This window comes from Streptomyces sp. NPDC029041, from assembly GCF_040637515.1.
In the GTDB taxonomy this organism is placed as follows: Bacteria; Actinomycetota; Actinomycetes; order Streptomycetales; family Streptomycetaceae; genus Streptomyces.
The window spans coordinates 413,021-439,704 of sequence record NZ_JBEZWO010000006.1 but is presented as its reverse complement, the minus strand read 5'-3'; the positions used below and the strand labels follow the sequence as shown (position 1 = coordinate 439,704).

The following is a 26,684-nucleotide window of genomic DNA, read 5'->3' as shown; positions in this document are numbered from 1 at the left end:
CGGTGACGTCGCTCGACAAGCCGACCGAAGAGACATCTGCGGACGACGCCCGGGCGGTGACCGAGGCCGCCCTGTTCGAGGCGTTCGGCGGCGTGCGGGGCATGGTGGAGACGGTGGTTCCCGGCCTCCTCTTCGTCACCATCTTCACGATCAACAAGGACCTCCACCTGTCGGCGATCGCGGCGCTCGCCGTGTCGCTGGTGCTGGTCGCGGTCCGGCTGGTGATGAAGGACACCGTCAAGCACGCCTTCAGCGGAGTCTTCGGCGTGGCCTTCGGCGTGGTCTTCGCGATGATGACCGGGAACGCCAAGGACTTCTACCTGCCCGGCATGCTCTACACGCTGGGACTGGGCCTCGCCTACATCGTCACCACCCTGTGCGGCGTGCCGCTGATCGGGTTGATCCTCGGCCCGGTCTTCAAGGAGAACCTCTCCTGGCGCACCCGGAATCCGGGCCGCAAGAAGGCGTACGCGAAGGCCAGCTACGCGTGGGGCACGATCCTGCTGGCCAAGTGCGCGATCCTCTTCCCGCTGTACTGGTGGGCCGACACCACGCAGCTGGGCTGGGTCCTGGTCGCCCTGAAGATCCCGCCCTTCCTGCTCGCGGTGTACCTGACGTGGGTGTTCCTCGCGAAGGCACCCGCGCCGATCGACGTGTTCGCGGAGATGGAGGCGGAGGAGAAGGCGGCCGAGGAGCGGGAGCGGCAGGCCGCCGCCCGGTCCGCCGAGCAGTGATCTCCGGCGGAGGCTGATCCCGCCGCGCAGGCTGACCCTCCCTCGCCCGTCGATCCTCCCGCGCTGGCGGAAACGGAAGGGGCGTCCCGAGCACACGGGACGCCCCTTCCGCCGAGTCCGGGACGCGCTCAGCCCGCCGCGTTCCGCCGTACCGACAGCAGGTCCTCCAGCTGTTCCTCGCGGGCCTGGGCGGCCACGAAGAGGAGCTCGTCGCCCGCCTCCAGGGAGTCCTCCCGGGAGGGGGTCAGCACGCGGTTGCCGCGGATGATCGTCACCAGGGACGTGTCCTGCGGCCAGTCGACGTCACCGACCTGCGTACCGGCCAGGGCCGACTCCTCCGGCAGGGTCAATTCGACCAGGTTGGCGTCGCCGTGGCTGAAGCGGAGCAGGCGGACCAGGTCGCCCACGCTCACCGCCTCCTCGACCAGGGCCGACATCAGACGCGGGGTGGAGACGGCCACGTCCACGCCCCAGGACTCGTTGAACAGCCACTCGTTCTTGGGGTTGTTCACGCGGGCGACGACGCGCGGGACGCCGTACTCCGTCTTGGCGAGGAGCGAGACCACCAGGTTCACCTTGTCGTCGCCGGTCGCGGCGATGACGACGTTGCAGCGCTGGAGCGCCGCCTCGTCCAGGGACGTGATCTCGCAGGCGTCGGCGAGCAGCCATTCGGCCTGCGGGACGCGTTCGACCGAGATGGCGGTCGGCGCCTTGTCGATCAGCAGGACCTCGTGGCCGTTCTCCAGCAGTTCGCCCGCGATCGAGCGGCCGACCGCGCCGGCTCCGGCAATGGCGACCCTCATCAGTGACCGCCCTCCTCTTCGGGACCCTTGGCGAACGCCGCCTCGACCTTGTCGACCTCGTCGGTGCGCATCATCACGTGCACCAGGTCGCCCTCCTGCAGCACCGTCTGCGAGGTGGGCAGGACCGCCTCACCGAGCCGAGTCAGGAACGCGACACGCACGCCGGTCTCCTCCTGGATCCGGCTGATCTTGTGGCCGACCCAGGCGGTGGAGGTGTGCACCTCGGCGAGCTGGACGCCGCCGGTGGGGTCGCGCCACAGCGGCTCGGCGCCGGAGGGGAGCAGCCGGCGCAGCATCTGGTCGGCCGTCCAGCGGACGGTCGCTACGGTGGGGATGCCCAGGCGCTGGTAGACCTCCGCGCGGCGGGGGTCGTAGATGCGGGCGGCGACGTTCTCGATGCCGAACATCTCGCGGGCCACGCGGGCGGCGATGATGTTGGAGTTGTCACCGCTGGAGACGGCGGCGAAGGCGCCGGCCTCCTCGATACCCGCCTCGCGCAGGGTGTCCTGGTCGAAGCCGACACCGGTGACCCGGCGGCCGCCGAACGAGGAGCCCAGCCGGCGGAAGGCCGTGGGGTCCTGGTCGACGACGGCGACCGTGTGCCCCTGTTGCTCCAGGTTCTGGGCCAGCGCGGAACCCACCCTTCCGCAACCCATGATCACAATATGCATCGCGTCACACCGCGCTTCCTGCCGGCCCTCGGGGCTTCATGAATGTCGTGCTCATGTCTCTCTCTCGGCTCGCCGGGCATCACGTCGCGGCCTGCGTGCGGGCCGCCGGGCAACATCATGCCGGTGGAATCACGCCATGATGCCCTCCGGGGGCGCCGCCATGTTCGGCTGCCCGACACCAACGTATCCGCAAAGCCGAGGGCGTTGCCGAGGCCCTGCAAGGCCCCGGGGCCGGGGAAACCCGCCATGAGTCATGAGCCATGAGATCCGGAGCTGAAGGGGCCGGCGGCGGGGGAGCCGCACCGCGGTCCGAGCGGCCGGGGCCCCGAACGGCTAGCGCGCCCCCGGCGACACGTCCTTGCGGCGGCTGATGCTGCGCACGCTGGCCAGCGTCAGGATCCCGAGGGCGACAAGAGTGGCCGCGGCGCCGATCAGCTGGGCGGGCGTGTGCATGGGACCTCCAGGGGCGGCAACGGCCGGAAAGCGGACAGGGCTTAGTCATATAGGCATGAGAAGCGGGTGACCTGCGGAATCCTCAGCCGCATGCGCCTCTGAATTCACTCGGAGAGCAGACGGAACGCCGATGGGGGGTGGCGGGTGGGCGCCCCCGCAATCGAACGCCTACGATCCTCTGTTGTGTCCAAACTGACCGACGTGCCCAAACGGATCCTGATCGGGCGCGCACTGCGCAGTGACCGGCTGGGCGAAACGCTCCTGCCGAAGCGCATCGCACTCCCCGTCTTCGCCTCCGACCCGCTCTCCTCCGTGGCGTACGCGCCCGGCGAGGTGCTGCTGGTCCTGTCGATCGCGGGCGTGACGGCGTACCACTTCAGCCCGTGGATCGCCGTCGCGGTCGTCGTGCTGATGTTCACCGTGGTCGCCTCCTACCGGCAGAACGTGCACGCCTATCCCAGCGGCGGCGGCGACTACGAGGTGGCGAACACCAACCTCGGGCCCAAGGCCGGCCTGACGGTCGCGAGCGCGCTGCTCGTGGACTACGTCCTCACCGTCGCGGTGTCGATCTCCTCCGGCATCGAGAACCTCGGCTCCGCCGTCCCGTTCGTGGTCGAGCACAAGGTGCTCTGCGCGATCGGCGTGATCGTGCTGCTGACCCTGATGAACCTGCGCGGGGTGAGGGAGTCGGGCTCGCTGTTCGCGATCCCGACCTACGTGTTCGTCGCGGGCGTCTTCACCATGATCGCCTGGGGCGCCTTCCGCGGACTGGTCCTGGACGACACCATGCGGGCACCGACGGCGGACTACGTCATCAAGCCCGAGCACCAGGGCCTGGCCGGCTTCGCCCTGGTCTTCCTGCTGCTGCGCGCCTTCTCCTCCGGCTGCGCCGCCCTCACCGGCGTCGAGGCGATCTCCAACGGCGTCCCGGCCTTCCGCAAGCCCAAGTCGAAGAACGCCGCGACCACCCTCGCCATGATGGGTCTGCTGGCCGTGACCATGTTCTGCGGCATCATCGCGCTGGCCGCCGCGACCGATGTCCGCATGGCCGAGAACCCGGCCAGGGACCTCGTCCACAACGGCGTCCCACTCGGCCCGGACTACGTGCAGCATCCGGTGATCGCCCAGGTCGCCGAGGCCGTCTTCGGCGCGGACAGCTTCCTGTTCATCATCCTGGCCGCCGCCACGGCGCTGGTGCTGTTCCTCGCCGCGAACACCGCCTACAACGGCTTCCCGCTGCTCGGCTCGATCCTCGCCCAGGACCGCTACCTGCCGCGCCAGCTGCACACCCGCGGCGACCGCCTGGCCTTCTCCAACGGCATCGTGCTCCTGGCCGGCGCCGCCGGACTGCTGGTGTGGATCTACGGTGCGGACTCCACCCGCCTGATCCAGCTCTACATCGTCGGCGTGTTCGTGTCCTTCACGCTCAGCCAGACCGGCATGGTCCGGCACTGGAACCGCCACCTGGCCACCGAGAAGGACCAGGCCAAGCGCCGCCACATGATCCGCTCCCGGGCCATCAACGCCTTCGGCGCCTTCTTCACCGGCCTCGTGCTGGTGGTCGTCCTCGTCACCAAGTTCACCCACGGCGCCTGGGTCGCCCTCCTCGGCATGGTGATCTTCTACGCGACGATGACCGCCATCCGCAAGCACTACGACCGGGTCGCCGCCGAGATCGCCGCCCCCGAGGGCCCGAGCGACGACAGTGTGCGGCCCTCCCGCGTCCACTCGGTCGTGCTGATCTCCAAGATCCACCGCCCGACGCTGCGCGCCCTGGCCTACGCCAAGCTGATGCGCTCGGACACCCTGGAGGCCCTGAGCGTCAACGTCGACCCGACGGAGACCAAGGCGCTGCGCGAGGAGTGGGAGCGGCGCGGCATCGACGTACCGCTGAAGGTCCTGGACTCGCCCTACCGCGAGATCACGCGGCCGATCATCGAGTACGTCAAGAGCCTGCGCAAGGAGTCGCCGCGCGACGCTGTGTCGGTGATCATCCCCGAATACGTCGTCGGCCACTGGTACGAGCACCTGCTGCACAACCAGAGCGCCCTGCGGCTGAAGGGCCGGCTGCTGTTCACGCCCGGGATCATGGTGACCTCGGTGCCGTACCAGCTGCAGTCCTCCGAGGCGGCCAAGCGGCGGGCCCGCAGGCAGCAGGACTGGAACGCGCCGGGCTCGGTGCGGCGCGGCCCCGCGCAGGTGCGGCCGAAGGAGTCCTCCGAGCCCAAGTCCTGAGCGCTTCCCTGAGGCGACGGCTCGTGTGAAACGGCCGGACGGCAGCCACGTAGACTGGTGGGCTGTTGTCCGGCCGTTTCCGTTCGGCCCTTCCCCCTCACGTGTTTTGGAGTCACTCCGCCATGCAGGCAGAACCGAGGAAGTCGCTGGTGGGGGAGGAGTACGAGGTCGAGGTCGGCCCCGTCGCCCACGGCGGCCACTGCATCGCCCGCACGTCCGAGGGCCAGGTGCTGTTCGTACGGCACGCGCTGCCCGGAGAGCGGGTCGTGGCGCGGGTGACGGAGGGCGAGGAGGGCGCGCGCTTCCTGCGCGCGGACGCCGTGACGGTGCTGGACGCCTCCAAGGACCGCATCGACGAGCCCTGCCCGTTCGCCGGCCCCGGCCGCTGCGGCGGCTGCGACTGGCAGCACGCCAAGCCCGGCGCGCAGCGACGCCTCAAGGCCGACGTCATCGCCGAACAGCTCCAGCGTCTGGCCGGACTCACCCCCGAGGAAGCCGGCTGGGACGGCACGGTGCTGCCCGCCGAGGGCGACAAGGTCCCCGCGGGCCAGGTCCCCGCGTGGCGCACCCGCGTCCAGTACGCCGTCACCGCCGACGGCCGGGCGGGCCTGCGCCGGCACCGCTCGCACGAGGTGGAGCCGATCGACCACTGCATGATCGCGGCGGAGGGCGTCAGCGAGCTGGGCATCGAGAAGCGGGTCTGGACGGGCATGGACTCCGTCGAGGCGATCGCGGCGACGGGCTCCCAGGACCGTCAGGTGGTCCTCACGCCGAAGCCGGGCGCGCGCCTCCCGCTCGTCGAACTGGACCGGCCGGTATCGGTCCTGCGCGTGGACGAGCGCTCCGGCGGCGTCCACCGCGTCCACGGCCGCCCCTTCGTCCGCGAACGCGCCGACGGCCGCACGCACCGGGTCGGGGGCGGCGGCTTCTGGCAGGTCCACCCGAAGGCCGCGGACACGCTGGTGACCGCGGTCATGCAGGGCCTGCTGCCCCGAAAGGGCGACATGGCGCTCGACCTCTACTGCGGCGTCGGCCTCTTCGCCGGCGCCCTCGCCGACCGCGTCGGCGACCAGGGCGCGGTCCTCGGCATCGAGTCGGGCAAGCGGGCGGTGGAGGACGCGCGGCACAACCTCGCGGACTTCGAGCGGGTGCGGATCGAGCAGGGCAAGGTCGAGAGCGTGCTGCCGCGCACGGGCATCGAGGAGGTCGACCTGATCGTCCTGGACCCGCCGCGGGCGGGGGCGGGCCGCAAGACGGTGGAGCACCTGTCGTCGCTGGGGGCGCGGCGGATCGCGTACGTGGCCTGCGACCCGGCTGCGCTGGCGCGGGACTTGGGGTACTTCCGGGACGGGGGGTACCGGGTGCGGACGCTGCGGGCGTTCGATCTGTTTCCTATGACGTCGCACGTGGAGTGCGTGGCAATCCTTGAGCCTGCCGTGAAGGGCGCTTGACCTGCGGCTTTGTGTCGCAGGCGGTTCGACCGACCTGTTCCTCTCCATGCAGCGGGTCGAATGGATGGATCGATCCTTGACGGTTGCCTGACCTGCGACTTCTTGAGGCAGACGGTCGCTTCGGCGGCGCTTTCAGGGGTTCCGTCGAGGAATCTTGACGCTCGGCTGACGCTCGCTTCGGGGCTCTGGGCGTTACTGGGGCCATCACGGGATGATCTCGGCATCTCGCACCACACCGGGCAGCGACTGCTCCTCGTCGGTGCGCTCGCCGCCGACTGGGGCGCACGCGACAGCCCCGGCCCGGCAAGGCGGTCTGGCGGAGTGCACGACGGCTCCCCGTTTCATCGGCCCGTCGGGGCCAGCAGCTATGGCGTTCGATTGACCGGACGGTCGGCCCCTGAAGTCACGCTCTAGGCATTACGGACCTGGGCGTGGCGGTATTGCGGTTGCTCTCCGAGCGGTGCCCTGACCGCTTTCGAGGGGGAAACGGTGTCGCGCAGGGCATCGTGGGTGAGGGGAGCCGCCGTGCAGGCGCTGTATGCCGTCAGTTTCGACATCCGGTCCGCCCAGGAGCAGCCGGGCCGCGTCTACGAGAGCCTTCGCGGCTATCTCGCCGACTGGCTCGGCCACCACGGACGTGTACGGGCACCGTCGGCGACCGAACTCAACAGGGATGGCAGGTCGGTGATCGCCGGCAAGATTCCCGACCATGGTGACCGCACAGTGAGCTGGAGCGTGGCGGGCGACGAACTCACCCGAGCCCTGCGCATGACCATCCACCAGCCGCTGTCTACGGGACCGGCCCAGTTTGTCACCTGGGTAACGGTCTCCCGATCGGGGGAAGGCGGCGGGCTCAGGATCGTCATGGGCAGGGAGATCCCCGACGGCTGGATAGCGCCGGTGCAGGATCCGCCGCTCAAGCGCCCCAACCTGTTGCGGGCGGTGCTCGGCGACCAGCAACTTGAAGTGAGGGTGCTGAGCCAGCTCGCCACGGGGCGATACGAGAGGATCCGGGAGGAGACGCACGCTGACGTACTCCTCGACGTCCTGGCCCTGCGCACGCGCCTCCCCATTGTCCTGATGCACCCCAGGAACCAGGCGGGATGGAGCACTGCGGCCGAAGCGTCGGGACAACTCGCGGGCCTGGCCCAGGTGGTGACGCTGAACTACGTGACCGCACAGGCCGTCCGCCGGGCCCACGAGCAGGTGGCCGTACCCAGCGGTGGCGCCCGGTTGGTCTGGCCTGACCTTGGCCTGGAGCACCCCGCCTACTCACGGGAGGAGGTGTCTCAGACGCCCTTAGTGGAACGGCGGCTGATGCCGTCGCTCGCCCATCTCTCTGTCATCGCCCGCGGCAGTGACACGGTGTGGGAGCGTGCGCGACAGGCGTCGTACCGCGCGGGAGCCCGCAGGGCGGCGGAGCAGTTGTCGCGCGCCCAGGCCGCCGGAGACACGACCGCCGAGCTCGAAGCGCTGCAGAAGCGTGTCCGGCAGCTCGAAGAGGACGCCACATCCTGGGAGGACATGGCACAGAGCTGCATGGAGGAACGTGACAAGGCGCGAGACGATGCCGCCACTGCGGAGGCCCTGCGTAAGGACCGGGACTACTGGAAGAACGAGTACTTAAACCTGTCGAAGGGCGGGAGCGGGCAGGCGGCCACATTCGACGCCTGGAGCGAGATCCCTCCTCTGGGAACGGACGCCGTCCCCACTTTCGAAGCTCTCGTTAAGGCATCGGAGGAGCACATCGTGTTCACGGCGAGAGCGGCGCGCGCCTGGAAGGACTCCCGTTACCCGTACCCCCAGGAGATGACCGACCGGGTTTTACGACAACCACGGACTGAAATTCGCGCCCAACGACGAGAAGCTCAGCAAGGACAAGGACAAGCGCTACTTCACGTTCAACGGAAAGCGTTGGGACGGACTGCCGCACATAAAGGTCCGGGACGCCGTCTCGCCCAATGAGGTCGGACGCATCTACTTCGCCCTCGACTCCGAGGAGAAGCGGTTCATCGTGAACCATGTGGGACTGCACCTGTAGCCGGCCCGGGCGAACACGTGGCGGGTCTCGTGCCCGCCGGCGGTGGTGAGCGTGGTGGTGCGGTGGCCCGTCTCGGGGTCGGGCTCGGTGTAGGCCAGGGCGATCTGCACGTGGCCGGCCTCGCCGCCCTCCGCCACGACGCGGTCGCGGTCGTCGTAGACGTAGTCGTAGCGGCTTCCGTTCGAGTCGATCCAGGCGATGACGCGGCGGCGGTCGTCGTAGACGAAGGTGGTGGTGGCACCGGAGGGTTTGGTGACGGTGGTGAGGTTGCCGTCCTGATAGTCGTAGTTCATCAGGGGCAGGTCCGCGCCGCCCTCTCCCGCGCCGGCCAGGGACAGGGCGGTGACCAGGCCGTCGGCGGTGGTCAGGTTCACCTGGTGGCCCGCGGAGTGGACGAGGGCCAGCGGCAGGCCGTCCTCGGTGCGGTCGATGGTGATGGTGTGGCCGTTGCGTTCGGTGATGGCGGACAGCCATGCGGCGCCGTCGCCGCCCGGTTCGCTGTCGGGCGGGGCGGTGAAGTGGAAGATCAGGCCGCTGTCGGGGTCGGTGAGCGTGTAGTTGCCGTCGGCGTCGCGGGCCAGCAGGGTGCGGGCGTTGCCCGATGACGGGGTGGTGGGCACGCCGGGGGCCGGGTGCGGGTAGGGGATGAGGAGGCCGTCGCCGGTGATGTGGACGACTCCGATGGCGTCGATGCGCAGATTTCGTCGACGGTGGAGGTCCAGGAGGGGCCGAGGAAGCGGCCGACCGCGCAGCCGGATTCGGTGCGGCGGGTGAAGACCAGCGGCAGGATGCCGGGTATCTCGACGTCGGTCTGGGGCAGGAACATCCGGCCCGAAGCGAGGTCGACGGGGTCGGTGCCGTCGGTGGTGCGCTCGCCGTCGGGGCGGTTGTGGGTGCCGTCGGGGGCGTCGTCGATGGTCAGGAGGAGTGGTGTGGGTGGGCGGCACCGGCACCCGGTACCGCCCGCCCGCAAGCCTTACGTGTCTCTGCTACTTGTCGACCAGGGACATGTGGTGCTCGTTGTAGCGGTCGCCCTGCACGCTGATGCGGCCGGCCAGATCGTTCAGGTCGGCCAGTTCGTCGGCGGAGAGCGGAAGGTGAGTGGCGTCGATGTTCTCCTCGACGCGGGACAGGCGTCGTGTCCCGGGGATCGGGACGATCGACGGGTGCTGGGCGAGGAGCCAAGCGAGGGCGACCTGTCCGGGGGTGGCGCCCTTGGCCTGGGCGAGCGCCGTGACATGGTCCACGAGAGCCTGGTTCGCCGCGCGGTTCTCGGCAGTGAACCGGGGGATGGTGGTGCGGACGTCGCCGTCCGTGAACGACGTGGACGCGTCGACCGTCCCGGTCAGAAATCCCTTGCCGAGCGGGCTGAACGGCACGAAGCCGATGCCGAGGGCCGCGCAGATGGGCAACACTTCCGGTTCGGGGTCCCGGGTCCACAGTGAGTACTCGCTCTGCACCGCCGTAACAGGATGTACCGCGTGGGCACGGCGGATGGTCTGCGCGCCGGCCTCCGAGAGCCCGAAGCAGCGCACCTTGCCCTCCTGGACCAGTTCGCCCACCGTGCCCGCGACGTCCTCGATCGGTACGTCCGGGTCGACGCGGTGCTGGTAGAACAGGTCGATCGTGTCCACTCCGAGGCGCCTGAGGGAGGCGTCGGCCACGGCGCGGATCTGCTCGGGGCGGCTGTTGAGCCCGGCGGGCGCGCCGTTCTCGATGTGGAAGCCGAACTTGGTGGCGATCACCACCTGGTCGTGCAGCGGTGCGAGGGCCTCTCCGACGAGTTCCTCGTTGACGTACGGGCCGTACACCTCCGCGGTGTCGAAGAACGTGACGCCGCGTTCGACGGCGCCGCGGAGTACGGCGACCATCTCCTTACGGTCACCGGGATTGGGGCCGTAGCTCTGAGACATGCCCATGGCGCCGAGCCCGATCGCGGAGACGCACAGGTCCCGCCCCAGCGTTCGTGTGTGCATTGTTTTCCTCCTTGCCGGTGAACCCGCTCGATGAGCCGAGGGGGTCTGTCCTGCCGAGTCGGACCGTCAGTTGCCGTGGTCGAAGGTCAGGACGATGCGTTCACGCAGGGCGCCTTGTTCGAGTCGTATGTGCGCCGGCTCACTCCACCTCCGTTCCGGCCAGCCGCACCTCCTCGTAGTCCAAGGTGGTCTGGAGCCGGCGCAGAACCGTGTCATCGATGCGTTGCTCGTCGCGCAGCCGGACGACGGTCCCGCGCTTGTGGGCGATGAGGGCGAGCCGCAGCGCGTTGTAGTGACGGTTGTGCAGCAGGGCGGGATCACCATCGGCGCCCGCGCCCCGAGCCCGCACGGCGGCCAGTTGGGCCTCGTACTCCCGGCGCAGCCACTCCGCGACCCGTGGGGACGTGCCCAGACCGGCGGCGAGCCGAGGCAGTGCGTCAAGGGCCTCCTCGGTGGCCTTGGTCTCGGCCAGAAGTTCTTCCTCCTCGACGGAGGTGTCCCGCGGCAGCCGGGCCCAGCGCACCACCCCTGGCAGCAGCAGTCCCTGCCCCACGAGCGTCACCACGATGACGCCGGAGGTGACGAAGACGATGAAGTCACGGTCCGGGAAAGGCGCACCGGAGTCCAGGATCTCCGGTACTGACAGGGCCACGGCCAGGGATACCGCCCCTCGGAAGCCCGCAAACCCGCTGACGGTGCGAGCCCGGTTGCTCATGCGCCGCATCCGCTGCTCCGGTCGCCGGTCGAGCGCGCGGATCAGGTAGGCGGAGGCGAACAGGAACGCGAACCGTACGACTACCAGCACCACGCTGACCACACCGATCGCGATCAACGCGTCTGTGAGGTCCGGTCGGCTCATGTGCCGCAGCGCATACTGCAGTTCCACACCGACCAGGACGAACAGCGTGGCGTTGATGATGAACGTGGCCAGCGGCCAGAACGCCAGGGCCTGCCTGCGATGCTCGGCGCGGATGAGACGGGGCGCCACCTGAGCCATGATCAGCCCGCTCACCACGACCGCGAGGACGCCCGAGGCATGGACCAGCTCGGCGAGCAGATAGGCCGTGAACGGTGCCAGGATCATGACGAGATTGCCCAGCAACGGGTCGTGGAGGCGGCGCCGCAGATTCATGTTGACCAAGGCGACCGCCACGCCCACGGCGGCCCCACCACCGTAGGCGAGGAGGAACAGCGCCCCGACGTGGGGGACGGTCAGGTGCTCCTCACCGACGGTCAGACCGACCGCCAGGCCGAAGATGACCAGCGCGGTGCCGTCGTTGACGAGGCTCTCCGCGCGCAGCACCGTGACCTGGCGACGCGGCAGCGCGCGCGCCAGGGCACCGACTGCCGTGGCGTCGGTGGGAGCCACCGCCGCGCCCAGCACCCACGCGGGCCCCCACGGCAGCCCGAGCGCGTGCCCGGCGGCCGCAACGGCCCACGCGGTGAGGATGACCAGGAGTGTGCTCATCAGGACGATGCCGCGCAGGTTCGAGCGGATCTCCCGGCTCGACGTCGTCAGGCTCTCCCAGTACAGGAGCACGGGAAGGAAGAGCAACAGTACGACGTCGGGCGGTAGTTGGGTCTGGCGGACGGCCGGGACCAGACCGAGCAGGGCGCCCAGGGCGAGCAGGACGACGGGCGGCGCGACGCCGAGACGCTGCGCCAGGACGTTGCCCGCCAGCACGGCCACGCCGAGGAGTACGACGAGTTCGAGACCGAGCATGGGACTTACTCCTGTGAGAGATCGGGTGCCGGCGGGGGCTCGGCGGCCTCCCACCGGATCGTCCCGCTCATCTCGGGACCAGGCGCAGCGTCGTGACGCGGGAGGCGACCATGGGGTCGACGTAGGCGCAGCCGTTGTGGCCGTACTTGGTGCGGTAGGCGGTGTCGATACGGTCGTTGAGCTCGTCGTCTCGTACGTCGACGAAGGTGACGCCCTTGTCGACGCCGCCGGAGCGGATGTGCCCCGCACGGCCGGCGCGGGCCGTACGCCACCAGCCGCCGTCCGTGCCCCGGAAGGAGCGGACGTACAGGTCGTCACCGTCGCGGACGACCCAGACCGGCACCGGCGCGCGCAACGTGCCGTCATGCCGCAGAGGGGCCATCTCCAACTCCTCCGCGTCGGCGATGCGTTGGAGCTCGTCGCTCGTCCATGTCGTCATCGGTGGTTCTCCGTCGGGCGCGAGGTCACGGACGCAGCAACGTCTTGATGGCGCGACGCTCGTCCATGGCCCTGTAGCCCTCGGCTGCCTCGCCCAGGGGCAGGGTGAGGTCGAAGACCCTGCCGGGGTCGATACGGCCGGACAGGACGCGGTGGATCAGGTCGGGCAGATAGGCCCGCACGGGCGCGGGACCGCCGCGCAGGCCGACGTGGGAGAAGAACAGCTCCTGCCCGTCGATCCGCACGTCGTGCGGCATGCCGACGAAGCCGACGTCGCCGCCCGGGCGGGTGGACCGTAGGGCCTGGTGCATCGACTGCTGGGTGCCCACGCATTCCAGGACCGAGTCGGCGCCGATGCCGTCGGTCAACTCCTTGACGCGTGCCACCCCCTCATCACCGCGCTCGGTGATGATGTCGGTAGCGCCGAACTCGAGAGCCAGCTTCTGCCGGGATGCGTGCCGGCTCATGGCGATGACACGCTCGGCACCCAGTTCCTTCGCGGCGATGACAGCGCACAGGCCGACTGCCCCGTCACCGACCACCACGGCCGTCGCACCGGGCCTGACCCCGGCGGCCTTGGCCGCGTACCAGCCGGTGCCCATCACGTCGGACAGCGTCAGCAGGCTCGGTATCAGCTCCTCGGCCGGCTGCTCCGGTACGGCGACCAGAGTGCCGTCGGCCAGGGGGACGCGGACGTACTCGGCCTGGCAGCCGGTGACCCACTCCGCGTGCTGACAGGAGGTGTGGTAACCGGCCCGGCAGACCGGGCAGGTGTTGTCGGATGCGGCGAAGGACCCGATGACGAACTGGCCGGGCTTGACGCCCGACACCTCGCTGCCGGCCTCCTCCACGACGCCGACGTACTCGTGGCCGATCGGCTGCGGCTCGTCGACCGGCATGACGCCGCGGTAGCTCCAGAGGTCGGAGCCGCACACACAGGTGGCGACGGTGCGGATGACGGCGTCCGTCGGTGCGGTGATCTCCGGCTCGGGACGGTTCTCCACCCGGATGTCGCCGGGCGCGTGAATGACGGTTGCTCGCATGGCGTGCCTCTGGTCTTCGATGGGTCGGGTTGCGGAGGCCAGGCGTGGGAGCGGGGCAGACGCGGGGCCCACGCCCCGGGAGCGGCGGGCGGTGGGGCGGACCTCAGGCTGAGTCGTCTGCCTTGTCCACGATCACCTTGAGCTGCGTCACCGCTGACATGGCGTTGGGCCACCCGGCGTAGAAGGCCAGATGGGTGATGGCCTCGACGAGTTCGTCCTTGGTCACGCCGTTCTCCAGCGCCTTGCCGAGGTGGAAGCCGAGCTGGTCGGTGCGGTGGAGGGCGACGAGCGCCGTGACGGTGACCAGGCTGCGGTCACGCGGGGACAGGCCCGGCCGCTCCCAGATGTCACCGAACAGGACCGTGTCGGTGACCTCGGCGAGCTTCGGGGCGAACTCCTGGATCGCCGGCGGCGCGAACTTCTTCCGGTCGGTCATGAGGTGGTGCTCCTGGCGGGTGTCTCGGATCAGGTCGCTCGGCGCTCGGCCGGGGATTCCTGGGGTGTGTACGTGCCGGTCGTCAACTTCGCCGTTCGCGTGAAATGCGGAAATGCGGAATGCGGGGCAAGCCGGGGAACGATTTCTGCCGCGCCCGAGGGCGCTTGCTTCTGTTTCGCCGACTTCATCGACCCTGCCGTCTCCGCACGACCTCGCAAAGGGGAGAGTTCCACCCGCGGGAGCGCTCATCCAGGGGAGAAATCCATACCCCCCTTGGGTGAAGGACACGTCGGCGCACACCTGGGACGCGCCGCACAGAGGTCATCGGCATGCGGGCACCAACAGCAGGACGACCGTCCGAGCACCGGCATCCGACACGGCTCACCCGGGGAAGGAACGCTGGAGATCGCGGACTCCGTCCCATGACGGACCGTGCCTCCTCGCGTCGAGGGGCCCGGAAACGACCAGGAATACCGCCTTGAGGTCCGGCTCGGCCGGAGGGGCAGCACCGGTCAGGACGGCCACGCGTCGTTGCATGCGCCCTCCGGCCATGGAGAGGCCGGAGAAGTCACGCGACGCTGTCGGACGCCGTCCGCTTCTGGTCCGCCGCCCAGGAGGCCAGAACGCGCAGGGCGTCGTGGGACGGGGAACCGGACTCGGCGTTCCAGACGATGATGTGCTGCTCAGGGTCCGTCCCGCACGTGAGCGTGTTCCAGTCGAGCGTCAACTCGCCCACCACGGGGTGACGGAGCTTCTTCGTGCCCTTCTCCCGCATGGCGACGTCATGTTCGGCCCACCACTGACGGAACTGGGCGTCGCGGGCGGAGAGGGTCTCGACCAGAGCGGCGAGACGCGGTTCGCCGGGATACCGTGCGCTCTCCATGCGCAGGTGAGCGATGGCCAGTCGGGTGACCTCCTCCCAGTCCGCGTACAACTCGCGCATCCAGGGCTCGGTGAACAGCAGCCGGATGAACACACGCTCTTCTTCCGGGTAGCGGCCGAAGTCGGTCCACAGCCCTGCGGCGAGCTGGTTCCAGCCGAGAATGTCGGTCCGCCGGCCGATGACGAAGGCAGGAGTGGCCGTGAGATCGTCCAGCATGCGCTGCAACTGCGGATCCACCTGCTGGCGGTCGCCCGAGACCGGCGGGCGCACCCTCTGCCTGGTCGCGAGATCGAAGAGGTAGGTCTGCTGAGCCTCGTTGAGCCGGAGCACCCGGGCGATGTCGTTCAGCAGAGCGGCCGATGCCTGGAGACGGCCCTGCTCGATGCGCGTGTAGTACTCGGTGCTGATCGAGGCGAGGAGAGCCACCTCCTCGCGGCGCAGCCCACTCACACGCCGCCGTTGCCCGCCGTGGAGCCCGACTTCGGAGGGGCTGAGTTCGGCACGGCGGGCCTTGAGGAACTCGCCCAGCTCGTTCAGGTGCGGGTCGCGGTGCATGAACTCCAGCCTCGCACAAGGGCCCGGCACTGTACGTAAAGGGGAGGTAATCCTCCCCTGGATTTCGGCTGCCGGCGCACGGGAATCAAATCTCCCGCCCGCCTGGCCACACGAGGTGAGATGCGGGCCCGGTACGCGCCGCGGGTGTACCGGGTGGCCTGGATCATGCGGTGCTGTGTGGTGTCAGCTCAGTGCCCTGACGAGTTCCTGGGCCAGAGGGACGGCCGAGTAGGGGTTCTGGCCGGTGTACAGGGTGCGGTCGACCTCGACGTGCGGGGTGAACGGGTCGGCCTCGCGGTAGTCGGCCCTGAGCTCGTTCTCGAGCCGGTCCTGGAGCAGCCACTTCGCGCGGTCCGCGAGACCGTTCTGCTTCTCCTCGGCGTTGGACAGACCGGTCAGGCGGTAGCCGGCGAACGGGGAAGTCCCGTCGGGGCCGATGGTGGCGAGCAGGGCGGCGGGGCCGTGGCACACCAGGGACACGGGCTTGCCGGAGGCGAGCCAGTCGGTGAGCAGCCTGCCGGAGGCGGCGTCGTCGGGCAGGTCCTCCATCGGGCCCCAGCCGCCGGGGTAGAAGACGGCGTCGTAGCCGTCGATGTTCACGTCTTCGATCCGCATGGGGTGTGCCAGCTCGGTGGCCTCGCGCAGCGCCGAGCGCATGCGTTCGGCGCCCTCCTCGCCGCTGTTGAAGTCGGGAGTGAGGCTGAGGGCGTCCACGGTGGGAGGCACGCCGCCGGGGGTGGCTGCGGCGATCTCGTATCCGGCCTCCTTGAAGACCTGGTACGGGCCGATCGCCTCCTCTGCCCAGAAACCGGCCGGGTGGCGGGTTCTGTCGGCCAGCGTCCAGTGGTCGGAGGCGGTGATCACGAAAAGGATCTTCGTCATGGGGGTCTTTCTCCCGATGGTGGTGTCAGCCCTTGAGGGCTTCCTGGAGGACGTGGCTGTCAGCGGTCTGCCGCATGCTGACGGCCTTGCCGTCGCGGACGGTCCACAGGTGGAGGAAGCGGACGTCGGCCTTCTTCCCGGTCTTCGTCTCGGCGTGGTAGTGCCCGAATACGAAAACGTGGCCCTCGTCGTCCGCGTAGAACTCCTCGGGCACCGCGCCGAAGGACTCGTAATCCGGCATCGTCGCGCCGAAGAAGTGCTTCGCCACGTCGCCCCAGCCGTGGTAGACGCCGCTGTTCGGGAAGCCGGGGGTGATGTCCCAGACGAGGTCCGGCGCCATGACCTCGCTGGTGACCTCAGGGGCCATACGGGATTCGTACACCCGGCGGATGAGGGCCAGGCTCGGGGATTCGGACACGGTTCACTCCTTGTGGACGTGGGGGCATGGGGTGGTTGAGGAAAGACCGTGTGATCAGGCGGCGAGGGCGGTGCGCCCGGCGCGGAAGATCGCCGCCTGGTGAGCGACGCGCGCACCCAGGTGCTCGGCGGTGGCGATGTCGGAGCGGTGGACCGCTTCCGGACCCGCGTCGGTCGGGCTCTGGGCGCCGGCGCCGAGGAAGAAGCCCAGCCGGTTGATGTCGTCCTCGCTGCCCCGGGTGGAATCCCAGCCCGGCAGGAGGCCGAGGCTGATCCAGTGCATGCCGTGCTGGGCCGCCAGGGTGGCGAAGTAGCCCAGAGTGGAGGACTTGTCGCCGCTCTTTGCCCCGGAGTTGGTGAAACCCGCGGCGAGCTTGTCCACCCAGGCGTGGGGGAACCAGCGCTTGCTGCTGGCCTGGGCGAACGCGTGGAAGGCTGCCGAGGCGGTGCCCATGTACGTGGCGGAACCGAAGATGATCGCGTCAGCAGCGTCCAGCTGGGCCCACTGCTCGTCGGTGATCGTGTCGACGGAGATCGAGACGACCTCGGCACCGGCGTTCACCGCGCCACGTGCCACGGCTTCGGCGATGACGGCCGTGTGACCGTAGCCCGAATGAAAGGCGATGGCGATGCCGGGAGGGCCGGAAGGGGACATGCGTGTCGTGCTCCTCGTGAATTTGTTTGTCGGGGTGAACCGAGCTGTGCGTCGGAAGAGTGCACTGTTACAGGACGGCGAAGAACGCCACCATCTTGTTGATCGCTTGGTCCACGTACTCCGGTACGTCATACATGGCGATGTGCGTTGCCCCTTCGACGACGAACAGCTCCTTCGGACCGTTGGAAAGCTCGTACGCCTGATCGCTGAAGATTTTGGTGTCCGCCTTGCTCCCCGCGATGAGGAGCATCGGCTGGGTCAGCAGTTCCGGAATCTGATCGAATGCCGAAAAGGCGTACATCCTGTCCATGCTGCTCAGCAGGAAACGGCCCTTCGAGCGGGGATGCCGGCCACGGGGTGTCCGGTAATAGTCGTATCCCTCGCGCAGGAGGTCCGGGGTGTTGTCGTCGATCTCTTCCAGCTTTTCCGGGACGAACGGTGCGTAGACCGGGTCGGCACCCCTCGCCTCCGCCGTGCGCTGCCGGGCGACCATTTCCAGTGTCTTGATCTGCTCGGAAACCGGTGACAGGTATCCCAGGAAGCCTCTGGAGCCCTCGCCCATCGGAGCCGCGCTGACGGTGGCCACCGCCTTGAAGCGGCGTTCGGTCTGCGCCACGCTGATCGCGTAACCGCCGCCGGCGCAGATGCCGAAGACGCCGATCCGTTCGGTGTCGACGAACGGGAGAGTGGTGAGAAAGTCCGCTGCGCAGCGGGCGTCCTCCACTCTCGCCGTCGGGTCCTCCAGAAGGCGAGGCTCGCCGCCGCTTTCTCCTTGGTAGGAGGAGTCGTAGACCACGGTGACGAATCCGTGCGCGGCCAGCCGCTTCGCGTAGTGACCTATTGTCTGTTCCTTCACACCACCCGCCGGGTGTATCCCGACGAGGGCCGGGTATTTCTTGTCCTCCGAGAAGTCGTCCGGCAGGTGAAGGTGTGCCGCGATTTCCACGGCCTTGTTCCTGAAAGAAACGTTCTCGATCATGGCCGCCTGTTCCTTTTTGCAGTCCGTGACCCGCCGACGGGTGGGCCTCGCTCCATGGTTCTTCGAGGCCGTGATGATGTCCACGTGTGGTGAGGGGGAAGAAATTTTCCCCTGGATGCGGATTTCCGGGTGGGTGAGTCTTTTTCGGTCCTCACTTCCGTGCGAGGAAAGCAGTCATGAGCTCCAGCCACTCCTGAGGGCGTTCGACGAACGGCAGGTGTCCGGTCGGGAGCTCTGCCGTCTCGGCGGTGGGGATGGCGGCGGCGAGCTGTCGTTGCAGGGCGGGGGAGATCAGGGGGTCGGCGGTGGTGACGACGACGAGTGTCGGTACGGCGATACCGGCGAGGTCGCCGCGGACGTCGACCCTCCGGACCAGGTCGAGCTGGTCACCGGTGCCGGAGGGGAGGGTGGGAGCGAGTTGCTCGGCGATGGCGTGGACCTGGTCCGGTGTAAGGGAGTTCAAGGCCGCTTCACTGAGCCCCATCAGGTTCAGGTACTCCGCGAGCAGCGTGTGCTGACCGGACGCGAACAGCTGGTGCCAGACGGAGGCCGCGAGGTTGGTGCGGGTGTCGGCATGCGCGAACGACGCGCTCAGTATGAGTGAGCTGACTCGCTCCGGATGACGCGCGGCGAGGCGGATCGCGACGGGGCCTCCGAGTGAGTACCCACTGACCGCGAATGTGTCGAGTCCTTCCGCGTCGGCAGCCTCGACCAGCCGTTCGGCCAGCTCGTCGATGTCGAGGGGGTTTTGGGCCTTCGGGGTGGTGCCGGTGCCGGGGTAGTCGACCCCGACGGTGGTGTGCTGTGCGGCGAGTCCGTCGAGGATCGGTCCGTAGTTGGCCTCGATGCCGCCGCCTGCGCCATGGGCGAGCAGGAGGCCTGGGCCGGTGCCGCGGACGGTGCGGGCGAAGGCGGTGCGTGTGGGCGTGGTCATCGGATTCCCTTTCGTGGCACCGGACGGCTCGGCCCGGCAACTAGCTTTAGTGATCGCTAAGGCTGACGATGATGCCGACCGTAACAGAGTTCCTTTAGCGATCGCTACAGACTCGGGTAGGCTGTGCTCATGAGCAGCGGACCCACCCCGGCCAGGACCGCATCCAGGCGGAGCCGGCGATCCTTCGATCGCGATCAGGCTCTGGCTGCCGCCCTGCGGGAGTTCTGGACCCACGGTTACGACACGACGTCGGTCGCCTCGCTCACCCAGGCGATGGGGATCAACCCACCGAGCCTGTACGCCGCCTTCGGTGACAAGCGGCAACTGTTCGACGAGGCAGTCCAGTTGTACATGCGCACCTACGGAGCCCGTCTGGGGCAGGGCTCGGACGCCCGCTCGGCCCTCGCCACGCTGCTGCGGCATCTCGCCGTCGACTACACGGACCCGAGCCACCCGCCGGGCTGTCTCATCATCACCGGCGCGACCAACTGCGCCCCCGGCTCGCACGACGTCAAGGACAAGTTGCGCGCGATGCGCGAGGAGACCAAGGCGTCGATCGCCGCCCGCATCCGCGCTGACATCGACGCAGGACTACTCGGCGCCGACGTGGACGCCGATGGTCTCGCGGCTTTCTATGCGGCGGTCATCCAGGGGATGAACCAGCAAGCGTGCGACGGGGCGACACGGCAGACCCTGGAGCGAGTGGTCGACGCGGCGATGGCCGCCTGGCCGGGCGCACGACACCGATCGGACTCGACATAGCCCCCTCCCCGTCGGACGATCATCTGCTCCTTCCACCGGTCGATCTCATGACGCTCGTTTGACGCTCGGGATGTCCGCACACCGGTCGGTTGGCCGAGAAAACGGCGCTGACCTGTTGGTTTCCGTAGCGCGCTCAAGTCGACGTCATTCCGATGACGCATCACGTGGCGTGCGGGGCGATTCTCGAGCCTGCGGGCAAGGGTGCCTGACCTGCGCTTCGCTGCTCTCGACCCCGCACCTTGATACCTGCCTGGTATCATTTCCGCATGGCGATGACACTCCGACTCCCCGACGACCTTGACGCGAAGCTCACCGAGCGGGCTCGTCGGGAAGGCCGCAGTAAGCAGGAACTCGCCATCGAGGCCATTCGTGACGCCCAGAACCGGGCCGAGCTGAAGGTCGACGACGTCCTGGCCGAGCTCATGGACAGCGATGCGGAGATCCTGGACTACCTGAAGTGACGGACGTGCGCTACATCCAGATCGACGAGATCCTGGCCATCGCCCGCACGGTCAACGGCACCGAGCACAGCGTGCGTGACATGGGCCTTCTGGTGTCGGCGATCGAGCGGCCCCGCACGAACGTGTTCGGGGCGGAGTTGTATCCCGCGCTGCACGAGAAGGCTGCGGCGCTGCTGCACTCCGTCGCCCGCAATCACGCGCTGATCGACGGCAACAAACGCACCGCCTGGCTCGGCATGCGTGTCTTTCTGCGGTTCAACGGCGTCAGCGCCAGTACCGTCCCGCCGCCCGTCTCCGTGGCCGGCCCGTTCGTCGAGGAAGTCGCACAGGACGACATCGACGTACCGGCCATCGCCAAGCGCCTGTCGGTCTGGTTCCCCATCTCCTGACGTCCGGCGTCGTGCGGTGGGGGAGGAATCCGGGTCGGGCGCTCGTGTGACGCTCTGGACGCCGACAAGCCGGGCAAGGCCGATGAGATGGACGTGACCTGTGCTTTCCGTACGCGGTGCAGGCGGACATCCTTGCGATGACGCATTCTTGTGGAGTGCGTGGCGATGTGGAGCCGCCGGAGAGGGCTCCTGACCTGCGCTGCTTTGGTTCTTGCGCTGTGCCGACGGAGGCTCGCGTTGTCGTTCTGCCGAGCGCCGACCTGCCGAGAGCAGGAGCTCATGCCGTCCTCGGCGCTCCCGCGCCTCGCTGTCGCCGGGGGGAGGGGCGGCCAGGCCGGTGGGAGAAGCGGACGGCGAGCAGGGCCCGGTCGTCGGGAAACGCCGCTTCGGGCTGGTGGTGCAGGAATCGGTCGCACAGCTCGGCGATGTCCAGGCCGCTGGTGGTGCGGGCGAACTCGGTCAGCCGTTCCATTCCTACCGCGAGGTCTTCGCGACGGCGCTCGATCAGCCCGTCGGTGTACAGCAGCAGTGTGTCGTTCTCGGCCACGGCGGTGTCGGCCTGCCGGTAGCGGACGCCGCGGACGGGGCCGAGGGGCGGAGAGGTGGCCTGGTCGAGGTAGATGCTGGAGCCGTCCGCGTGGATGAGCAGCGGCGGCGGGTGGCCGGCGGTGGCGTAGGTCAGGGTGCGGGTGCGGCGATCGAAGACCAGGTAGCAGGCGGTGGCCATCCGCTCCGGGTGATAGCGGCCGAGGAAGGTGTTGACTTCATCGAGGACGGCGGCCGGGTCGGTGCCGCAGCGCGGCACGATGTTGCGAAGAGCGGCGGTGACCTGGGCCATGACGGTCGCTTCGTGCAGTCCGTGCCCGGCGACGTCACCGATGCTCAGGCCGATGTGATCGGCGTCCACGTCGTAGACGTCGTACCAGTCGCCGCCGACCGACAGCAGGTCACCGCCCGGGGCGTAGCAGGTGGCCGTCTCCAGGCCCGGAAGCCGTGGCAGCCGGGGCAGCAGGCTGAGCTGCAGGCGTTCGGCGACCCGGTGCTCGTGCTCGTGCAGGCCCGCTCGGCGCAGGGCCTGGGCGATCTGCTGGGCCACGGCAGTCACATGCTCGGGAGCGGTGGAGCCGTCCGAGCCGTAGACGATCAGCATGCCCAGGTGGACGCCGTCCGCCTCCAGTGACAGGGCGGAGGGAACCGCGTCTGCTGCCTCACCGACGAGCGGGCGGTCCGAGGAAGACGGCCGGTCCAGATCGGTCCAGCCGCCCGCGCGGGCCGGAAGGCCGTTGTCCTCCGGCTGCAGGGGCGGGACCAGCCGCGCCGAGTGCAGATAGAGCTCCGCCGCGGTGGCCCCCAGGGCGGCCGGCGCCACCTCGCTGACGGCACGGGAGACCTCCGCGAGGGTGATCGCGGCGGCCAGGGCGGCAGTCAGGTCGTACAGGTGCTGCAACTGGGCCCGGGCGGCCTGTTCGGCGGTCAGCAGCCGCGCCCGGTCCACTTCGGTGGCTCGGCGGAAGGCCACCTCCCGGTTCAGCGCCTCCACCTGCTGGCTGAGCACGACGAACCGGTCGGACGCACCGGCCTCGACCAGGTGCAGCTGCACGGCCGGCTGCGGGCCGTCCCACCAGGTGGCCCGTGCCCCGTGACAGCGGAAGCGCCGCGTGCGGCCGTCGGCGTCCTTGAGGACCAGCGCGCCGGGCACGGGACTGCCGCTGCGCAGCCACCCAGCCAGCTGCTGACGCAGCAGCGGGATGTCGTCGGGCCGTAGATCGAACACGCTGGCGCCCGGACGCAGCCGGTCGTCGCAGCGGCCGGCAGCCGGGTTGGCGGCCAGCACGCGGCCGTCGGCCCCGCACAGCAGCACCGCATGGGGCAGCGGTCTGGTGATGGCCCTGAACAGGCCAAGGGTCATGGCGTCACAGCCCCGTCGCCGAAGTACTCACGGCCGCTCACCGTCTCGACGTCCACGTGCGGGACCAGGTGCACCACCACACGGCAGCCCGCGTCGCCGCGGGCGAGGGTCTCCTCCAGCTCCACCCTCGCGTAGCCCAGATTGCGGGCGGCGATGGTGCCGAAGACGGTGGACGTCATCATGCACATCGACTCCCGGCCCACCACCTTCTCCGCGAACGGGCACACCCGGTTGCCCAGCACGATCCTCGTCTCGTCGTGCTCGATGACGTAGAAGTCACCGTTGATGCGGCGCTTGAGGTCCACCAGCGCCTCGGCGACCTGCTCAGCCGTGAGCCGGTCGGTTCCCAGTGCCTTGAGATACATCTCGTCGATCTGCGTGCCGACGGCCTGCCCCACGAGGCTGACGTAGCCGGACGCCTCCTCCAGGCCGATCACCGACTCGAGCGACGTCGCCAGCTCGCGTACCAACGTCCGCAGGAACACATCACGGTCGAGGGGAATCTCGACATCCGAAACCTGTGCCATGCCGGCGTCCTCGCCCTCGGGCGCCGGTGGCAGCGCGACCGGCGTCGCCTCATGTGGTGTGACGGGATGATTCTGCCAGCGTCCTCCAGCCCACCACCACCAGTCCGGTGGACAGCGACGGCCAACCCTTCACAGGATCAGCCCGTCACCCGACGGACACAGATGGTTCACCAGGCAGGCAGGGGTACCCGGCAGACGCCTGCGACCTGCTGTACGCGGCGCCGGCCGGCGGCAGGGCAGGGCCGTATCCCAGGCTGGAGGAACCTCGTGAACGGCGAACCGACCATCCCGTCCTGCGAGTCGCGTTTCCCCGCTGTCACGGCGAGCATCGCGGCCGCCCGGCACTGGGTCCGCGACTGTGTGGAAGGTTTCGGCGGCCCGCTGCGCCAGGACCGGATGATCCAGACCGCCGAACTGCTTGTCTCGGAACTGATCACCAACGCCATCCGCCACGGCGCCGGTCCGCCTCTGATCCGACTCAGCTGGAACGGCTTGCTGCTACGCATCGCGGTCAGCGACTGCGGTGACCGCTGGCCGCGCATGCGTGTCACCAAGAACACCGAGCCCGGTGGCTTCGGCATGCAGCTCCTCGAACGGCTCGCGCACCGCTGGGGCGTCACCCCGCGCCACCCCGGGAAAACGGTCTGGGCCGAACTCAGCCTCGCGCCCTGAGCTCGCCCGCGCCCTGGGAGGAGACAGCAGGGGCGCCACCACGAGAGGGCACCTACTCGGTCGTACGAGCTCCACCAGCTCGCCTCACCGGTGACCACGCAGGCCGGGTTCGGCCCGATTCCCTCGCTCGGCGCGACCGGGCGTTCCGCGCTGGCCGACCGGGTATCGTGCAAGCTGATCGATGTGAGCCGCCGTGCGGCCGAGCCCGGGGGACTGGGGGCAAGAGCGTGGATGTCGCACCTGGCGTCGGCGGGCCCCCCGTCGCGCCGCCACGTTACGCGGTACTGCAGATCAATCCGTTGCCTGACAATTCGGGGCTGGGGGCGATCGGGGAGATCAGCATGAACACACGGACCGTTTGGCAGCAGGCGCTGAAGCGACTGGTCGAGCGTCGCACGGACGACCTGCACGTGGACATGTCCCGGGTGCGGTTCGTGGACGTGGCCGGCGTGACGGATCTGGTGGTCACCGCCCAGCGCCTCCCCGAGGGCCGGCGGATCGTGCTGCACCGCCCTCCGGCGCAGCTGCCCCGCATGCTCGACCTTTTCTGGCCCGGGCTTGCCGCGATCGAGGTGGCTGCGTGATGAGCACAGCCACCTCGCACGAGCCGTTCGTTCATCCGGCGCTCTTCTACGAGGGGACGGACCAGTACATCGCGGGAACGGTTCCCTTCCTGCGGGAAGGGCTGGACGCCGGTGAGCCCGCAGCCGTCGCCGCTCCGCCGGATCGCCTGGAGCTGATCCGCGAGGGGCTGGGCGAGCAAGCGGCGAAGGTGCGCTTCATCGACATGACCCGGGCCGGCCGCAACCCCGGCCGCATCATCCCCAGCGTGCTGCGCCGGTTCGCCGACGCGCAGCCGAGCGACCGCCGGGTCCGCATCATCGGCGAGCCGATCTGGCTGGGTCGTTCCGCCGTCGAGTACCCGGCGTGCGTCCAGCACGAGGCGTTGATCAACGTCGCTTTCACCGGGCGTGCGGTGACCATCCTGTGCCCCTACGACGCCGGGCAGCTGGAGAAGCAGGCCCTCAGCGACGCCCTGGCGACGCACCCGGTCGTCATCGACGCCGATGGCCAGACGCCGTCCACCGCCTATGGTCCCGAGCAGATCATCGCCCGCTACAACGAGCCACTGCTCGCTCCCCGCGAAGCCGCGGCCCGCGCGTTCGCCGCCCAGACCCTGCCCGACACCCGCGACTTCGCCGTGTCCCAGGCGCGGTCCCTGGGCATGTCCGGCGTGAGCCTGGGGGATCTGGAACTCGCGGTGGCGGAGCTGACCACCAACAGCGTCATCCACGGCGCCGGCACGGGGACACTGCGCATCTGGGCCGAGAGCGGCCGGATCGTCTGCGAGGTCCACGACGGCGGACAGCTGACCGATCCCCTGGCCGGCCGCCGCCCGCCGCATCCCACGCTGCCCGGCGGCCGCGGACTCCTGCTCGTCCACCAACTCGCCGACCTCGTCCGCGTCCACACCGGCCCCGATGGCACCACCATTCGCTGCTACCTCCCCAGCTGACCACGACCAGGTGGCGCGCCCGCTCGACACAGCACGGGCATACGTGCGGGAGGACGGGGTACGCGCCGGTCGTCGGCCGTTTTGCAGGTGGTGGCGGTCGGCTCGAACCTGGGGAGGGCACAGCATGACGCTCATGAGCATTCCGGCGGCACTGGACGCACGAACGAGCGAGCTGCCGGAGGTCGCCGACCCCTCCCGGGTGGCGCCCAAGGACGCTCGCCAGCTCTCCCGGCTCTTCTTCGAACAGTTGACGGTCCTGGAAGAGGGCACCCCGGAGTACAGCTACGCCCGCGGAACGCTCATCGAGATGAACATGTCCCTGGTCCGCTACGCGGCCGGTCGTTTCCGCAGCCGCGGCGCGGAGGAGATGGAGGACATCGTCCAGGTCGGCATGATCGGCCTGATCAAGGCCATCGACCGGTTCGAGCTGACCCGAGAAGTGGAGTTCACCTCGTTCGCGATCCCCTACATCGTGGGTGAGATCAAGCGGTTCTTCCGCGACACCACCTGGGCCGTGCATGTGCCGCGCCGGCTGCAGGAAGCCCGCGTCGAACTCGCCCGCGCCACCGAGGAACTGCGAAGCCGGCTCGGCCGCACGCCCACGGTCCAGGAGCTGTCGGAGCTGATGAGCCTGTCCGAGGAAGAGGTGCGGGAGGCCCGTCTGGCCGCCAACGGCTACAACTCCTCTTCCCTGGACGCCGCGATCGGCGGGAGCGAAGACGGCGAGAGCGCCCTGCAGGACTTCATCGGCGCCGAAGACCAGGCGCTGGAACTGGTGGAGGACTTCCACGCCCTCGCCCCGCTGCTCGCCGAACTCGATGAGAGGGACCGGCAGATCATCCACATGCGGTTCGTGGAGGAACTCACCCAGGCCCAGATCGGCGAGCACCTGGGCGTGTCCCAGATGCACGTCTCCCGACTCCTGTCACGGACCCTGGCCCGCCTGCGTGAAGGGATGCTCACCCACCGCTGAGGCCGGCGCGGAAGCGACGCCTCTGCCCGCTCGTTCTGCCCGGTTGTTCTGGACGGCGTCCGCCGGTGGACGGTGCGGTGCGCCCAGGACGTGGTGGATGTGCGAGGCGCTCGACGGCCTGTCGCGCGCCGCCCTACCCGGGGCCGTACGTGCGCGCGGACAGGTC

Annotated in this window: 26 protein-coding genes and 1 pseudogene; 11 read left to right on the top strand and 16 right to left on the bottom strand. The window is 69.2% G+C overall.

Annotated elements, in window-relative coordinates; all coding sequences use genetic code 11:
• Positions 1 to 2 precede the first annotated feature (2 nt).
• Entirely contained in the window at positions 3 to 734 is a 732-nt protein-coding gene (locus AB0F04_RS18065; RefSeq protein WP_362042605.1) for a DUF3159 domain-containing protein, read from the top strand.
• A 128-nt stretch (positions 735 to 862) separates the two neighbouring features.
• On the opposite strand, the gene AB0F04_RS18060 is transcribed toward AB0F04_RS18065, so the two are convergent.
• Positions 863 to 1,537 carry a TrkA family potassium uptake protein gene (locus tag AB0F04_RS18060; RefSeq protein ID WP_053670967.1) on the bottom strand — a complete coding sequence of 225 codons (675 nt, stop codon included), beginning with the start codon at positions 1,535 to 1,537 and terminating at the stop codon, positions 863 to 865.
• The gene (locus AB0F04_RS18055) at positions 1,537 to 2,208 is read right to left on the bottom strand and encodes a TrkA family potassium uptake protein (protein ID WP_094053911.1); all 672 of its coding nucleotides are present in this window, start codon (positions 2,206 to 2,208) and stop codon (positions 1,537 to 1,539) included. The genes AB0F04_RS18060 and AB0F04_RS18055 overlap by 1 nt, the downstream gene beginning before the upstream one ends.
• A gap of 636 nt (positions 2,209 to 2,844) precedes the next feature.
• Between AB0F04_RS18055 and AB0F04_RS18050 the strand changes: the two genes are divergently transcribed.
• From AB0F04_RS18050 to AB0F04_RS18040, 3 genes are all read left to right on the top strand, one after another.
• Positions 2,845 to 4,896 (top strand): APC family permease, encoded by a 2,052-nt coding sequence (locus AB0F04_RS18050; protein WP_362042603.1) that lies wholly within the window; start codon positions 2,845 to 2,847, stop codon positions 4,894 to 4,896.
• Positions 4,897 to 5,018: 122 nt separating this feature from the next.
• Positions 5,019 to 6,347, top strand: a complete 1,329-nt coding sequence (locus AB0F04_RS18045) for a TRAM domain-containing protein (protein WP_362042602.1) — start codon at positions 5,019 to 5,021, stop codon at positions 6,345 to 6,347.
• Positions 6,348 to 6,872: 525 nt separating this feature from the next.
• A complete protein-coding gene (locus tag AB0F04_RS18040) occupies positions 6,873 to 8,312 on the top strand; it encodes a hypothetical protein (protein ID WP_362042600.1) in 1,440 nt (479 codons plus the stop codon).
• A gap of 90 nt (positions 8,313 to 8,402) precedes the next feature.
• Here AB0F04_RS18040 and AB0F04_RS18035 read toward each other — a convergent pair.
• From AB0F04_RS18035 to AB0F04_RS17980, 12 genes and pseudogenes are all read right to left on the bottom strand, one after another.
• Positions 8,403 to 9,301, bottom strand: a pseudogene (locus AB0F04_RS18035) (DUF6531 domain-containing protein); the annotation flags it as partial.
• Positions 9,302 to 9,377: 76 nt separating this feature from the next.
• Complete coding sequence (locus tag AB0F04_RS18030; RefSeq protein ID WP_362042599.1) at positions 9,378 to 10,364, bottom strand: aldo/keto reductase; 987 nt, start codon at positions 10,362 to 10,364, stop codon at positions 9,378 to 9,380.
• Positions 10,365 to 10,503: 139 nt separating this feature from the next.
• A complete protein-coding gene (locus AB0F04_RS18025) occupies positions 10,504 to 12,087 on the bottom strand; it encodes a Na+/H+ antiporter (RefSeq protein WP_362042598.1) in 1,584 nt (527 codons plus the stop codon).
• A 67-nt stretch (positions 12,088 to 12,154) separates the two neighbouring features.
• Entirely contained in the window at positions 12,155 to 12,526 is a 372-nt protein-coding gene (locus tag AB0F04_RS18020; RefSeq protein ID WP_362042596.1) for a DUF2255 family protein, read from the bottom strand.
• 25 nt (positions 12,527 to 12,551) lie between these two features.
• Positions 12,552 to 13,568: a zinc-dependent alcohol dehydrogenase family protein gene (locus AB0F04_RS18015; protein WP_362042595.1), complete on the bottom strand. Its 1,017-nt coding sequence runs from the start codon at positions 13,566 to 13,568 to the stop codon at positions 12,552 to 12,554.
• 103 nt (positions 13,569 to 13,671) lie between these two features.
• Positions 13,672 to 14,004: a carboxymuconolactone decarboxylase family protein gene (locus AB0F04_RS18010; protein WP_362042593.1), complete on the bottom strand. Its 333-nt coding sequence runs from the start codon at positions 14,002 to 14,004 to the stop codon at positions 13,672 to 13,674.
• Positions 14,005 to 14,572: 568 nt separating this feature from the next.
• Positions 14,573 to 15,442 (bottom strand): helix-turn-helix domain-containing protein, encoded by an 870-nt coding sequence (locus AB0F04_RS18005; RefSeq protein WP_362042591.1) that lies wholly within the window; start codon positions 15,440 to 15,442, stop codon positions 14,573 to 14,575.
• 183 nt (positions 15,443 to 15,625) lie between these two features.
• Positions 15,626 to 16,324, bottom strand: coding sequence for a type 1 glutamine amidotransferase domain-containing protein (locus AB0F04_RS18000; protein WP_362042589.1), 699 nt, complete (start codon positions 16,322 to 16,324; stop codon positions 15,626 to 15,628).
• Positions 16,325 to 16,349: 25 nt separating this feature from the next.
• Positions 16,350 to 16,742, bottom strand: coding sequence for a nuclear transport factor 2 family protein (locus AB0F04_RS17995; RefSeq protein WP_362042587.1), 393 nt, complete (start codon positions 16,740 to 16,742; stop codon positions 16,350 to 16,352).
• 54 nt (positions 16,743 to 16,796) lie between these two features.
• Positions 16,797 to 17,396 carry a flavodoxin family protein gene (locus AB0F04_RS17990; protein ID WP_362042586.1) on the bottom strand — a complete coding sequence of 200 codons (600 nt, stop codon included), beginning with the start codon at positions 17,394 to 17,396 and terminating at the stop codon, positions 16,797 to 16,799.
• A 67-nt stretch (positions 17,397 to 17,463) separates the two neighbouring features.
• A complete protein-coding gene (locus AB0F04_RS17985) occupies positions 17,464 to 18,375 on the bottom strand; it encodes an alpha/beta hydrolase (RefSeq protein WP_362042584.1) in 912 nt (303 codons plus the stop codon).
• A gap of 151 nt (positions 18,376 to 18,526) precedes the next feature.
• Positions 18,527 to 19,309 carry an alpha/beta fold hydrolase gene (locus AB0F04_RS17980; protein ID WP_362042582.1) on the bottom strand — a complete coding sequence of 261 codons (783 nt, stop codon included), beginning with the start codon at positions 19,307 to 19,309 and terminating at the stop codon, positions 18,527 to 18,529.
• A 129-nt stretch (positions 19,310 to 19,438) separates the two neighbouring features.
• Between AB0F04_RS17980 and AB0F04_RS17975 the strand changes: the two genes are divergently transcribed.
• The 3 genes from AB0F04_RS17975 (at position 19,439) to AB0F04_RS17965 (ending at position 20,921) form a co-directional block, all read left to right on the top strand.
• Complete coding sequence (locus tag AB0F04_RS17975; RefSeq protein ID WP_362042580.1) at positions 19,439 to 20,071, top strand: TetR/AcrR family transcriptional regulator; 633 nt, start codon at positions 19,439 to 19,441, stop codon at positions 20,069 to 20,071.
• A gap of 266 nt (positions 20,072 to 20,337) precedes the next feature.
• Positions 20,338 to 20,532, top strand: a complete 195-nt coding sequence (locus AB0F04_RS17970) for a ribbon-helix-helix protein, CopG family (RefSeq protein WP_037672007.1) — start codon at positions 20,338 to 20,340, stop codon at positions 20,530 to 20,532.
• Positions 20,529 to 20,921, top strand: a complete 393-nt coding sequence (locus AB0F04_RS17965; RefSeq protein WP_362042578.1) for a Fic family protein — start codon at positions 20,529 to 20,531, stop codon at positions 20,919 to 20,921. The genes AB0F04_RS17970 and AB0F04_RS17965 overlap by 4 nt, the downstream gene beginning before the upstream one ends.
• Positions 20,922 to 21,198: 277 nt before the next feature.
• Here AB0F04_RS17965 and AB0F04_RS17960 read toward each other — a convergent pair whose 3' ends face one another.
• Both AB0F04_RS17960 and AB0F04_RS17955 read right to left on the bottom strand, forming a co-directional pair.
• Entirely contained in the window at positions 21,199 to 22,830 is a 1,632-nt protein-coding gene (locus AB0F04_RS17960; RefSeq protein WP_362042576.1) for a SpoIIE family protein phosphatase, read from the bottom strand.
• On the bottom strand, positions 22,827 to 23,357 hold the full coding sequence (locus tag AB0F04_RS17955) for a methanogen output domain 1-containing protein (protein WP_362042575.1): 531 nt from the start codon (positions 23,355 to 23,357) through the stop codon (positions 22,827 to 22,829). Before AB0F04_RS17955 ends, AB0F04_RS17960 begins: the two co-directional genes overlap by 4 nt.
• A 267-nt stretch (positions 23,358 to 23,624) precedes the next feature.
• Here AB0F04_RS17955 and AB0F04_RS17950 point away from each other — a divergent pair, with 267 nt between their 5' ends.
• From AB0F04_RS17950 to AB0F04_RS17935, 4 genes are all read left to right on the top strand, one after another.
• Positions 23,625 to 24,029, top strand: a complete 405-nt coding sequence (locus tag AB0F04_RS17950; protein ID WP_362042573.1) for an ATP-binding protein — start codon at positions 23,625 to 23,627, stop codon at positions 24,027 to 24,029.
• 341 nt (positions 24,030 to 24,370) lie between these two features.
• Positions 24,371 to 24,613, top strand: a complete 243-nt coding sequence (locus AB0F04_RS17945; RefSeq protein ID WP_362042572.1) for an STAS domain-containing protein — start codon at positions 24,371 to 24,373, stop codon at positions 24,611 to 24,613.
• A complete protein-coding gene (locus AB0F04_RS17940) occupies positions 24,613 to 25,545 on the top strand; it encodes an anti-sigma factor RsbA family regulatory protein (RefSeq protein ID WP_362042570.1) in 933 nt (310 codons plus the stop codon). Before AB0F04_RS17945 ends, AB0F04_RS17940 begins: the two co-directional genes overlap by 1 nt.
• A gap of 124 nt (positions 25,546 to 25,669) precedes the next feature.
• Positions 25,670 to 26,518 carry an RNA polymerase sigma factor SigF gene (locus tag AB0F04_RS17935; RefSeq protein ID WP_362042569.1) on the top strand — a complete coding sequence of 283 codons (849 nt, stop codon included), beginning with the start codon at positions 25,670 to 25,672 and terminating at the stop codon, positions 26,516 to 26,518.
• Positions 26,519 to 26,684: the final 166 nt, after the last annotated feature.

Excerpts from the sequence above, each read along its gene's own strand:
- AB0F04_RS18060 (WP_053670967.1), bottom strand. The coding sequence starts at position 1,537 with ATGAGGGTCGCCATTGCCGGAGCCGGCGCGGTCGGCCGCTCGATCGCG.
- AB0F04_RS18055 (WP_094053911.1), bottom strand. The coding sequence starts at position 2,208 with ATGCATATTGTGATCATGGGTTGCGGAAGGGTGGGTTCCGCGCTGGCC.
- AB0F04_RS18045 (WP_362042602.1), top strand. The coding sequence starts at position 5,019 with ATGCAGGCAGAACCGAGGAAGTCGCTGGTGGGGGAGGAGTACGAGGTC.
- AB0F04_RS18030 (WP_362042599.1), bottom strand. The coding sequence starts at position 10,364 with ATGCACACACGAACGCTGGGGCGGGACCTGTGCGTCTCCGCGATCGGG.
- AB0F04_RS18025 (WP_362042598.1), bottom strand. The coding sequence starts at position 12,087 with ATGCTCGGTCTCGAACTCGTCGTACTCCTCGGCGTGGCCGTGCTGGCG.
- AB0F04_RS18020 (WP_362042596.1), bottom strand. The coding sequence starts at position 12,526 with ATGACGACATGGACGAGCGACGAGCTCCAACGCATCGCCGACGCGGAG.
- AB0F04_RS18015 (WP_362042595.1), bottom strand. The coding sequence starts at position 13,568 with ATGCGAGCAACCGTCATTCACGCGCCCGGCGACATCCGGGTGGAGAAC.
- AB0F04_RS18010 (WP_362042593.1), bottom strand. The coding sequence starts at position 14,004 with ATGACCGACCGGAAGAAGTTCGCGCCGCCGGCGATCCAGGAGTTCGCC.
- AB0F04_RS18005 (WP_362042591.1), bottom strand. The coding sequence starts at position 15,442 with ATGCACCGCGACCCGCACCTGAACGAGCTGGGCGAGTTCCTCAAGGCC.
- AB0F04_RS18000 (WP_362042589.1), bottom strand. The coding sequence starts at position 16,324 with ATGACGAAGATCCTTTTCGTGATCACCGCCTCCGACCACTGGACGCTG.
- AB0F04_RS17990 (WP_362042586.1), bottom strand. The coding sequence starts at position 17,396 with ATGTCCCCTTCCGGCCCTCCCGGCATCGCCATCGCCTTTCATTCGGGC.
- AB0F04_RS17985 (WP_362042584.1), bottom strand. The coding sequence starts at position 18,375 with ATGATCGAGAACGTTTCTTTCAGGAACAAGGCCGTGGAAATCGCGGCA.
- AB0F04_RS17980 (WP_362042582.1), bottom strand. The coding sequence starts at position 19,309 with ATGACCACGCCCACACGCACCGCCTTCGCCCGCACCGTCCGCGGCACC.
- AB0F04_RS17975 (WP_362042580.1), top strand. The coding sequence starts at position 19,439 with ATGAGCAGCGGACCCACCCCGGCCAGGACCGCATCCAGGCGGAGCCGG.
- AB0F04_RS17970 (WP_037672007.1), top strand. The coding sequence starts at position 20,338 with ATGGCGATGACACTCCGACTCCCCGACGACCTTGACGCGAAGCTCACC.
- AB0F04_RS17960 (WP_362042576.1), bottom strand. The coding sequence starts at position 22,830 with ATGACCCTTGGCCTGTTCAGGGCCATCACCAGACCGCTGCCCCATGCG.
- AB0F04_RS17955 (WP_362042575.1), bottom strand. The coding sequence starts at position 23,357 with ATGGCACAGGTTTCGGATGTCGAGATTCCCCTCGACCGTGATGTGTTC.
- AB0F04_RS17945 (WP_362042572.1), top strand. The coding sequence starts at position 24,371 with ATGAACACACGGACCGTTTGGCAGCAGGCGCTGAAGCGACTGGTCGAG.
- AB0F04_RS17940 (WP_362042570.1), top strand. The coding sequence starts at position 24,613 with ATGAGCACAGCCACCTCGCACGAGCCGTTCGTTCATCCGGCGCTCTTC.
- AB0F04_RS17935 (WP_362042569.1), top strand. The coding sequence starts at position 25,670 with ATGACGCTCATGAGCATTCCGGCGGCACTGGACGCACGAACGAGCGAG.